We start from the raw sequence: 7,571 nt of genomic DNA on the forward strand, positions 1-7,571 counted from the left end.
GCCGGCACCCGACGCCGGCGGACCCGGGTGAGGCACGGGATCGGGGGCGGTCCGGGACTCCCGCATCGCGGAACTGATGCGCGCGAGAGCGCCGTCGAACTCCTCGCTCCACCCGCCACCGGCGACCCAGTCCTCCTCGGCGACCGGAGGCACGGTCCGCAGCGGGGCCGGTGGGGGCGGGGACGGCTCGTCGGGGATGGCGGGCAGGAAGCCGGTGACGTCCGCCAACAGGTCCATCCGGGCGCGGCGGCCCTCGTCCATCCGCCTGCGTTCCGAGCGGGTGAACGCCATGACCGGCAGGGTGAGGAGCAGCGCGGCCTGCCGGCCGGTGAAGCCGAAGCCGAACTTGAGCGCCCGGCGCGCCGCGACCGGTGATTCCGCGTCGCGGATGGCCGCCATCACCGCGTCGAGGTCCTCGCAGGCCCGGAGGATCGCCTCCGCCTCGTCCCAGGACCGCCCGATGTCGTCACCGGGTTCGAACCATCCTCCGACGGCACGCGCAGCGCCCACGACAACCCCCCCTTCTCGTCGACGAACCACACATTCGCCCCCTCAGATCCGCGGGAATCCTACGCCCGCCCGCGCTCCCGTGGCGGTTCCAGGACCAGCACTATGCGGAGACCTCCGGAAGCGCCTGCGGCGGGCCGCATGTGACCCATCTCTCCGCACGCGGGGAGCGCTCTGACCAGTGCCGATGGCGGGACAATCGAACCCACAGGATTGACCGAAGTTTACGCCCGGATCAGTACGTAGGGTCCGAGGTATGCGCAACACCCTCATGCTCGAGGAACGTCGGCCGGACGACACCGGCGCGCCTCACCCGGACGTCGACACCACGCCCGGCGTCAGCAGAGTCGACGCCAGCAGTGTCGACGCCAGCAGTGTCGACGCCCCCCATGCCACCGTCCTCCCGGCGCCACTGACGACGATCATCGCCGTCCTGGCGGGCGGACTGCTCGGCGTCGCCGCGGTCTACGGGGTGGCGTCCAGACTGGCCGGCTCGCTCACCGCGGTCGCGGCCATCGTCATGGTCTTCGCGGTCACGCTGGCCGGCCCCCGGGTCCACGCGGCGGCCCGCACCGAACTCGGGCGGACGATCGCGGTCACGCTCCAGGCGATCGGGTTCGGCGGCGTCGTCGGCGCGCTGGTCATCGCCGCCTGAGCCAGCGCCGACTGAGCCATCCCTATCCTGGTCAGCCCCGCCTGAACCGCGCGGACAACTCGTCGACAGCCGCCTCCTCCACTCCCGCGCCCTCCACGAGATACCGCCGCGCGTCACCGAACTCTCGCGCCAATGCGTCTAGGGACCGGCGGAGATTGGCCTCCTCGACGCCGATGAGCACCTCGATCGCCTCGAGTTTGTCGGGCATCTCCGACTGCACATAGGTACGGATGGAGGAGACGAAGTCCGCGGACATCTCCCGCGTGAGCAGGTAATCCGCGATCACATCCTCCTCCCGGACACCGGCGACCAACTGCACCAGCGCCGAGACCCACCCGGTGCGGTCCTTGCCCGCCGTGCAGTGCACGATCGCCGGGCCGGACGACACGGCCAGGGCGTGGACGGCCCGACCGAACGCCCGCCGCTCGTGATCACCCACCACGAACCGCTCGTATGTCGCGGCCATCTCGCGCCGCGCCTCCTCGGCCCCGGCCAGGCCGGACGCACTGAGGGTCGCCGCCGAGGTGTGCCCGCCCAGCACGTCGATCGGCAGGTACTCGGCCCCGGCGGGGACGACGTCGGGCTGCTTGTCGATCTCGGCGCCGGTGCGCAGGTCGACGACGGTCGAGACGCCGAGTTTCTCGAGCACCGCGAGGTCGTCGTCGCCCACCGCGAGGGTCGTGGACCGGTAGACGAGACCGCGGGCCATCGACCCGGACGGACGGAGTGCGTAGCCCGGGCCGGCCACGTCCCGGAAATTGTGGACGCTGGTGAGTCGGACATCGCTGACGACGAATCCGTCCCGGTCGAGGCCGACCTCGTCGTCGTCGGATCCCCGGACGACACCCTCGTCCACGTCGACGTTCCCGCCGTGTTCGCCGACCATCCCACGCCCCTGTTCGATCCCCGCGCGCCCACGTGGCGCGCCGTCGCCTCGTTCCTACCCGATGCCGGCCGGACACGCCCACCGGGTGCGCCGGTGACCGCCGAGGCTGACACCTGTCAATGTTGCTGGCCGTTTCGCCTGTGCGACGGGGCCCGGTCGCCTAGTGTCCGATCTCATGACCACAGCAGACTTCAATCCCGGGCACGACATGCAGCACGCCACGTTCGGCGACATCCTCATCGAGCGTTCCACCGACGACCACCCGGGACTGCTGTTCGAGGACTCCGCGTGGACCTGGCGCGAGTTCGTGGCCGAGGCCGCCGTCCGCGCGGAGATCCTGCGCGGCTGGGCGGAGGAGCACTCCGGCTCGTACGCGGACCGACCCGACCCCTACAAGCACCTCCACGTGGGCATCCTCCTGGAGAACGTGCCCGAGTACCTGTTCACCCTGTGCGGGGCGGCGCTCGCGGGCGTGACCATCGTCGGCATCAACCCCACCCGGCGCGGCGCCGAACTCGCCTCCGACATCCGGGGCGTGGACTGCGACGTGATCGTCACCGACGTCGACGGCACCGCCCTGCTCGAGGGCCTCGACACCGGCACCGCCGCGCAGTTCGACATCGACTCCGACAAGTGGCGCGGCCTGCTCGCCGATCACGCCGGCGCCGAGCCCCGACTGCACCCGGAGAGCGCCCGCGACCCCCACACCCTGCTGGCCCTGCTGTTCACCTCCGGCTCGACCGGCGCCCCCAAGGCCGTCATGTGCTCGACTGGCCGCATGGCCATGATGGGCACCATCAACTACCGGGGCCTCGTCCGCGACGACGTGGCCTACAGCGCGATGCCGCTGTTCCACGGCAACGCCCTCTTCGCCGCGTTCGCCCCGTCCGCGTACGTGGGCTGCACCTTCGCGATGCGCCGCAAGTTCTCCGCCTCGGGGTTCCTGCCCGACGTGCTGCGGTACAACGCCAGCTACTTCAACTACGTCGGCCGGTCACTGTCGTACATCCTCGCCCAGCCCGAGGTGCCCGAGGAGAAGCAGACGCGCCTGCGGGTCGTCTTTGGCACCGAGGCCTCCGTCCACGACCGGACCGAGTTCGAGCGCCGCTTCGGTGTGACCCCGCTCGAGTCGTACGGCAGCAGCGAGGGCGGCGTGGTGATCAGCCACACCGAGGACACCCCGCCCGGCGCGCTCGGCGTGGCCGGCGCCTACATGGACGTCGCGATCCTCGACGCGGATGAGAACGAATGCCCCAGGGCCGAGTTCGATGCCAACGGCGGCCTGGTCAACGCCGGCGAGGCGATCGGCGAGATCTGCAACGTCACCGGCGCAAAGCTATTTGAGGGCTACTACCGCAACCCCGAGGCCACCGCCGAACGCAACGTCGGCGAGGTCTTCCACACCGGTGACCTGGGCTACCGCGACGCGGACGGGTACTTCTACTTCGCCGGCCGCTCCGGTGACAGGATCCGCGTGGACAGCGAGAACTTCTCCGCCGGGCCCGTCGAGCGCATCCTCGACCGGTTCCCCGGCGTACTCGTCGTGGCCGTCTACCCGGTCCCGGACCCGCGCACCGGCGACCAGGTCATGGCCGCCATCCAGCTCGAACCCGGCGAGGTCTACCTGCGTGGCGGCGCGGCGGGCGACGACGACGTCTACCGGCCGCTCACCGACGCCGACCGCGAGGCCCTGCTCACCGAGTACGAGCTCCACGGGCGCCGGCCCGTGGGGGTGTGACGGCGGGTGGTGTGAGGGCTCGGCCGCTGGCCGGGGAGCGCGCTCAGCGCAGGACGCGCAGCTGGAACGGGTAGTTGATCGTCCGCCCCTGGGTCGCACGAACGGTGCCGATGACGTGGCCGATGATCTGCGCGAGGAAGGACACCGCGAGCAGGATGAGGCCGATGGGCAGGCCGATCACCGTGAGGATGAAGATCCAGCCCACGATGCTCATGATCCACAGGCCGAGGTTGAAGTTGAACGACCCGGCGGCGGCCTGGCGAACGAACGGGCTGCGGTCCTTGTAGATCAGCCACATCACGAGCGGGCCGACGAACGACAGCCACCCGGCCGAGAGCGCCATCGCGATGAGGCTGGACGCGTGCGCCAGTGCCGCGGGGGTGCGGTCGTCCGGGCCGACGGCCGGGGGCTGGTTCCCGTACCGGGGGTCGCCGTACCCGCTCTGTCCGAACTGGTGGTCGCCGTACTGGTGGTAGCCGGGCTGCTGGGTCATGCCTCCAGTGTCCTCGCCGGAAGGGATCCGCGCATCGGGGATGTCCCGGGTCTTCGGTCACGCGGATGTCACACGGCGCGCCTACTGTGGCAGCCATGGCCGATCCCATCAGATCCGACGTGCCCGCCACCGCCTCGGGCGTGACCGAGCCGGACGATTCCGAGCGGCTCGACGACGCCGTGCGGCCCCTGCGCGACGACGTGCGTTTCCTCGGAGCCGTGCTCGGCGACACGGTGCGCGACCAGGCGGGCGGGAAGATCTTCGACCTGGTGGAGACCGCCCGGCGCACCGCGTTCGCCGTCCGCCGCTCGGAGGCCGACCGCGACGAGGTGGCGGCCCTGTTCACCGATGTGCCCGCCACCGAGATGATCCCCGTCATCCGGGCGTTCTCCCTGTTCGCGCTGCTGGCCAACGTCGCCGAGGACCTCCACCAGGAGCGCCGTCGCCGCATCCACACCGCTGCGGGCGAGCCGCCGCCGGACGGGGATCTCGAGGCGACCTGGGCGCGACTGGCCGAGAACGAACCCGAGCCCGCGAGGCTGGAGGCGGTGCGCGCGACGGCCCGGGTGGCGCCCGTGCTCACCGCGCACCCCACCGAGACCCGCCGACGCTCGGTCTTCGAGATCACCCGGCGGGTGCTGGACCTCATGCGCCGCCGCGACGCCCTGCGCACGGGGTCGGACGAGGCGGGGCACCGGGACCGCGTCACCGATGCCGAGCTCGAGCAGGTGGAGCAGGACATCCGCCGGCAGGTGCTCACGCTGTGGCAGACGGCGATCATCCGCAGCCAGCGCCCCCGGATCGAAGACGAGGTCCTGGGCGGCCTGCAGTACCACGAGGCCACGCTCATCGACGTGATCCCGCCGCTCAACGCGGAGATCGCCGACCGTCTCGGCTCCGGCGACCGCCCCGTCGTCCGCCCCGGCTCGTGGATCGGCGGGGACCGCGACGGCAACCCGTACGTCACCGGCGACGTGGTGCGCTTCGCCACCGAGCAGGCCGCCGCGCTACTGCACCGCCACTACACGGAGGAACTGCGGCTGCTCGAGCGGGAGCTGCCCCTCTCGCGGCGGGTCGTGGACGTGCCCCCCGGGCTCAGCGACCTCGCGGACTCGCTGGTGGAGACGGACGGGGAGCTCGCCGCCGCGCGCGAGGACGTGCCGTTCCGCCGCGCCGTGCGGGTGGTCCGCCGTCGGCTCGCCGCGCGGGTGAGGTCCTCGTCGTCGTCACCCGGATCGTCGCCGGACGCGATCGGTCACGACGACGACGAGGCCTACACCTCCCCGGCGGAGATGCTGACCGATCTGGATGTCATCGACGCCGCGCTCGGGGCCTGCGGTGGCGAGCTGGCGCGGTCGCCGCGTCTGCGGGACCTGCGGTGGGCGGTACGGACGTTCGGGTTCCACCTGCAGGCACTCGACATGCGGCAGAACTCGGAGTCGCACGAGGAGGTGCTCACCGAGCTGTTCGCCCTGGCCGGGGTGGGCGAGGACTACTCGGCGCTGGACGAGGACGCCCGGGTGGAGCTGCTGCTGCGCGAACTCTCGCACGACCGGCCGCTGCTCGGCCCGCGCGCGGAGCTGTCAGAGCTGGCGGCCAAGGAACTCGGGGTGATGCGGGCGGCCGCCGCGGCGGTGGACCTGCTCGGCCCGGAGGTGGTGCCGCACTACATCGTGTCCATGTGCGGGACGGTCTCCGACCTGCTCGAGCCGGCGGTGTTGCTGCGCGAGGTCGGATTGTTCTCCGGTGACCCGGCGGAGCCCCGCTCGAGCGTGCGACTGATCCCGCTGCTGGAGACGATCGACGACCTCGCGGCGGGGCCGGACATCCTCGACACGGCGCTCGCGATCCCGCAGTTCCGGGCACTCATCCGGGCGCAGGGCGACGTGCTGGAGGTGATGCTCGGATACTCGGACTCCAACAAGGACGGCGGGTACCTGGCCGCCAACTGGGCGCTCTACCAGGCCGAACGCGACCTCGCCGAGGCCGCGACCCGGGCGGGCGTGCACCTGCGCTACTTCCACGGCCGCGGTGGCGCCGTCGGACGGGGCGGCGGTAACTCCTACGAGGCGATCCTGGCCCAGCCTCCGGGCGCGGTGCAGGGCGCGCTGCGGATCACCGAGCAGGGCGAGGTCATCTCGGCCAAGTACTCCGAGCCGCGGCGGGCCCGCCGCAACCTCGAGGCGCTCGTGGCGGCGACGCTCGAGGCCTCGCTGCTCGACGTCGAGGGTCTGGGCGACCGGGCCGGGGAGGCGTACGGGGTGATGGCCGAGCTCGCGCGGCTCGGGCGGGCGGCGTACGCGTCCCTGGTGCACGACGACCCGGGGTTCATCGAGTACTTCACCACCTCCACCCCGGTCGCCGAGATCGGGGAACTCAACATCGGGTCCAGGCCGTCCTCCCGCAAGCAGACGTCGAGCGTCGAGGATCTGCGGGCGATCCCGTGGGTGCTGTCGTGGTCGCAGTCGCGGGTGATGCTGCCCGGCTGGTTCGGCGTGGGCACCGCACTGCGGCAGTGGGTCGACGCCGAGGGCGAGGCGGCGGCCGGGGAGAGACTGGCCACGCTCCGGCGGCTGAACGACGACTGGCCGTTCCTGCGCACGACCCTGTCCAACATGGCGCAGGTGATGGCCAAGGCGGACATGGGGCTGGCCGGTCGCTACGCCGAACTCGTCCCGGACGCCGAGGTGGGTCGGCGGATCCACGGGGTGCTCACCGACGAGTTCGACCTGACCCGCGAGATGCTGCTGGAGATCACGGGGCAGGAAACGCTGTTGGACGACAACCCGGCGCTGGCCCGCTCGGTGCGCAACCGCTTCCCCTACCTCGAACCGCTCAACGTGCTGCAGGTCGAGTTGCTGCGCCGCTATCGCGCCGGGGACTCCGACCCGGCGGTGCGAACCGGCATCCAGCTGACCATGAACGGCCTGGCCACGGCCCTGCGCAACTCGGGGTGATCCTCGACGTGCCGGCTAGCGTAGCTGTCGCTGGGTGAGCGGGATGAGCAGCGCGCACACCACCGCCAGCCCGGCGATCCACGGGACCGGACCGCCGGCGCGCGAGAGCTCGGCGAGCACGTACGGCGTGGCCATCCCGAGGTAGGCCAGGACGTAGAACACGGCCACGAGCCCGGCGTGGTCCCGCGGTCCGGACTGCAGCTCGACCTCGACCAGCCCCGCCACCAGCAGCGTGGCGTATCCCACGCCGAGCAGGACCGCGACGGGCAGCAGCCACAGGGCGCGGCCGGGGAGTGCGGGCGAGGCGGCCAGCAGCGCTCCGGCGGCCATCCCGA

The 7,571-nt window shown here is 71.8% G+C and carries 5 protein-coding genes and 2 pseudogenes; 3 read left to right on the plus strand and 4 right to left on the minus strand.

Going from position 1 to position 7,571, the window contains the following annotated elements:
• A pseudogene (locus tag G6023_RS15700) lies at positions 1 to 510 on the minus strand (DNA gyrase subunit A); the annotation flags it as partial.
• Between the two features lie 253 nt (positions 511 to 763).
• Between G6023_RS15700 and G6023_RS03820 the strand changes: the two are divergent.
• Positions 764 to 1,162, plus strand: a complete 399-nt coding sequence (locus G6023_RS03820) for a hypothetical protein (protein ID WP_182634128.1) — start codon at positions 764 to 766, stop codon at positions 1,160 to 1,162.
• A 31-nt stretch (positions 1,163 to 1,193) separates the two neighbouring features.
• On the opposite strand, the gene G6023_RS03825 is transcribed toward G6023_RS03820, so the two are convergent.
• The gene (locus tag G6023_RS03825; protein WP_182634129.1) at positions 1,194 to 2,048 is read right to left on the minus strand and encodes a tyrosine-protein phosphatase; all 855 of its coding nucleotides are present in this window, start codon (positions 2,046 to 2,048) and stop codon (positions 1,194 to 1,196) included.
• A gap of 175 nt (positions 2,049 to 2,223) precedes the next feature.
• Here G6023_RS03825 and G6023_RS03830 point away from each other — a divergent pair, with 175 nt between their 5' ends.
• Positions 2,224 to 3,786 (plus strand): AMP-binding protein, encoded by a 1,563-nt coding sequence (locus G6023_RS03830; protein WP_241727667.1) that lies wholly within the window; start codon positions 2,224 to 2,226, stop codon positions 3,784 to 3,786.
• Between the two features lie 43 nt (positions 3,787 to 3,829).
• Here the strand turns inward: G6023_RS03830 and G6023_RS03835 are convergent, their stop codons facing one another.
• Positions 3,830 to 4,279, minus strand: a complete 450-nt coding sequence (locus tag G6023_RS03835; protein ID WP_132062302.1) for a DUF4870 domain-containing protein — start codon at positions 4,277 to 4,279, stop codon at positions 3,830 to 3,832.
• Between the two features lie 95 nt (positions 4,280 to 4,374).
• Between G6023_RS03835 and ppc the strand changes: the two genes are divergently transcribed.
• The gene (gene ppc / locus G6023_RS03840) at positions 4,375 to 7,236 is read left to right on the plus strand and encodes a phosphoenolpyruvate carboxylase (RefSeq protein ID WP_241727668.1); all 2,862 of its coding nucleotides are present in this window, start codon (positions 4,375 to 4,377) and stop codon (positions 7,234 to 7,236) included.
• A 15-nt stretch (positions 7,237 to 7,251) separates the two neighbouring features.
• Here the strand turns inward: ppc and G6023_RS03845 are convergent.
• Positions 7,252 to 7,571, minus strand: a pseudogene (locus G6023_RS03845) (MFS transporter); the annotation flags it as partial.

The sequence above is a fragment of the Dietzia sp. DQ11-71 genome, assembly GCF_014144995.1.
GTDB classification, from domain to species: Bacteria; Actinomycetota; Actinomycetes; order Mycobacteriales; family Mycobacteriaceae; genus Dietzia; species Dietzia kunjamensis.

Excerpts from the sequence above, each read along its gene's own strand:
- ppc (WP_241727668.1), top strand. The coding sequence starts at position 4,375 with ATGGCCGATCCCATCAGATCCGACGTGCCCGCCACCGCCTCGGGCGTG.
- G6023_RS03835 (WP_132062302.1), bottom strand. The coding sequence starts at position 4,279 with ATGACCCAGCAGCCCGGCTACCACCAGTACGGCGACCACCAGTTCGGA.
- G6023_RS03830 (WP_241727667.1), top strand. The coding sequence starts at position 2,224 with ATGACCACAGCAGACTTCAATCCCGGGCACGACATGCAGCACGCCACG.
- G6023_RS03825 (WP_182634129.1), bottom strand. The coding sequence starts at position 2,048 with ATGGTCGGCGAACACGGCGGGAACGTCGACGTGGACGAGGGTGTCGTC.
- G6023_RS03820 (WP_182634128.1), top strand. The coding sequence starts at position 764 with ATGCGCAACACCCTCATGCTCGAGGAACGTCGGCCGGACGACACCGGC.